A 1,820-nucleotide genomic window follows, 5' to 3' on the forward strand; every position below is an offset into this window, starting at 1 on the left:
GTAAGCCCTCAATCATGAGTACTACCAAGCATAAAACCCCGCATTGCTGCAGGGCTTGAGATGGTTTTTTATATATTTAAACTGCACTTTGAAAATTTATTTCTTTTTATACCGGCTGGGACATTCCTTTTGCACCCGGGGAGACCAGGGGAGCAGTTCATCCAGGAATTTCAGGTTGTCATCATCCATGTGCATTGGAATCTCTGTAAGAAGTAGTTCCAGATACTGATAGGTGTTAACCTCATTGGCCTTGGCTGTTTCTACAAGGCTGTAAAGCATGGCGCTGGCTTTAGCACCATTATCGGATTCCATGAGAACGAAGTTCTTTCTGCCGATGGTAAATGGGCGGATAGCCTGTTCCGCATAGTTATTGTCGGGAGGAATCATTCCGTCAGTTAAGAAAACACGAAGGTATTTTTCCTGGTTGATGCTGTAAGCGAGGGCTTTTCCGATGGTACTGTTATGGGTGACCTGATTGTACTTTTGTTTTACCCATTCGAAATAAGCGTCAACCTTCTCCTGAAGTTTAGCCTGACGCTGCTTTTTCCTGTCGGTGTTAGACAGATCATCGAATTCGTTATCAGTGTGAAGGATGTCGGTAATCATGTCGTAGGCTTCCTGAGCCACAGTGCCTTTGGCAGTTTTTAGCCCGACGGACTTGATAAAATCTGCAAAAGGACGCCTTGCATGAATCCAACAGCCGGCAACCTTGAGATCCTCCCTTTCATCAGCGAGTTTGTGATAGACCTGATAACCGTCAGTAACAACGGTACCGGAGAAGTCTTTCAGGAATTCCCTTGGATGGTCGGATTTTCTGGAAGCCTGCCAATCGAAAAGAACGATAGGGTGTGTGGTGTGCATGGGACGATTGCGGTAAACCCACATATAGGTTTTCTTGCCACCCTTTATCTTAGCATTTTCAATGCGCATTACCTTGGCCGGTGACTCGTCTGCATGAATTACCTTGTTTTCATAGATAAGTTCGTGCAAGCGATCATAGATAAGGGAAAGATAACGTTCCGTGCTATTTACGACCCAGTTAGACATAGTGTTGGTGGAAAGGTTAATGCCGTTGCACTTGTAAGCTCTGGATTGCCTTTCCAACGGAAGAGCATTCACGTATTTACCGTTGATGATGGATGCGACCAGTGCAGGGGTGGCGATACTATTTCGGAATAAATCTACGGGGCGCTTAGCCCTGATGATAGTGCCGTCATTACTTTTGGAAGCATAAACATGAACGTGATGCTCATCAACAATAAAGGTTTCCGGAATGATATGCAGACGCTTGTGGATTTCCACCGGAAGTTCCTTGTAGCCATCAGGAAATTTTTCGGCGAGTTCTTCATCAGAAAGTTTGTGTTCAAAGATTCTGGCGGGCAAACCGTCCAGATCCGCTTCGCGTTTTCCTTTTGCTTTAGAACGGCGGTAGGAAGATATGGTAACCTCTTCTATGGTGGGCTCCGGCAAATCTTTCTTTTGAAAACCTTCGACTTCATTAAAGGAGTCAAAAAGTGTAAGCTGTCCTTCCATGTCAGAGAGACCGGATTCGGCTTTCTTACCAAAATGCCTTTGATTCATGATACGAATCTGTTCGGTAAGGAGCTCAATCTGGCGGTTGTTATCATCCAGTCTTGCATTGGCATTTTCCAGTTGCTGTGCCATGGAACGGAGCTGATCTTGCAGGGAAGAGGCAATGATAACAAGAGCATCCTTGTTAAGATTGTTTAATTGTTCTTCGGATAATTCAAGCATGCGATAAACCTCCTTCCCATGAGAGTATTGTAGCATAAATGAAGGAAACAAGCGAATTTTCGGGG

General features: G+C 44.8%; 1 protein-coding gene. It reads right to left on the reverse strand.

Annotated features, from left to right (window positions below; all coding sequences use genetic code 11):
* Positions 1-96: 96 nt before the first annotated feature.
* Positions 97-1,820 (reverse strand): IS66 family transposase (gene tnpC, locus FYJ59_RS13790; protein WP_154498914.1); only part of this gene is annotated, 1,724 nt, incomplete at its 5' end.

The sequence above is a fragment of the Waltera intestinalis genome, from assembly GCF_009695995.1.
In the GTDB taxonomy this organism is placed as follows: domain Bacteria; phylum Bacillota; class Clostridia; order Lachnospirales; family Lachnospiraceae; genus Acetatifactor; species Acetatifactor intestinalis.